Origin of the sequence: Salmonella sp. SAL4457, from assembly GCF_046548235.1 — a bacterium.
Taxonomy (GTDB): Bacteria; Pseudomonadota; Gammaproteobacteria; order Enterobacterales; family Enterobacteriaceae; genus Salmonella; species Salmonella enterica.
Map to the genome: position 1 here is coordinate 1 of NZ_JBGDZO010000438.1, position 274 is coordinate 274.

1 protein-coding gene is annotated in these 274 nt (G+C 62.8%); it reads left to right on the top strand.

The features are described 5' to 3' along the window. A partial coding sequence (locus tag ACLJNW_RS24965; protein WP_410961325.1) for a TonB-dependent receptor domain-containing protein occupies positions 1–274 on the top strand: 274 nt, incomplete at both ends.

Here is a 274-nt window from a genome sequence, read left to right on the forward strand (position 1 = left end):
GCTCCTGGTCGCGCCGCCGATCAACGCGTTCAATCCGGTCTATGGCGTGCCGTTCGGTCCGGTGCCCAATACGACGAATGTCCGGCAGACGATCGAGCAACTCGGCGTCTATTCGCAGGATCAGATCAAATTCGATCGCTGGGTCGCGCTGCTCGGTATCCGTCATGATCGGGCGCAGTCCAGCACGGATACGCTGACTTACGCGAGCGGGACCACCTCGACCGCACCAAAGTCCGACGCGGCGGTCACCAAGCGCGGCGCACTGCTCTACAAG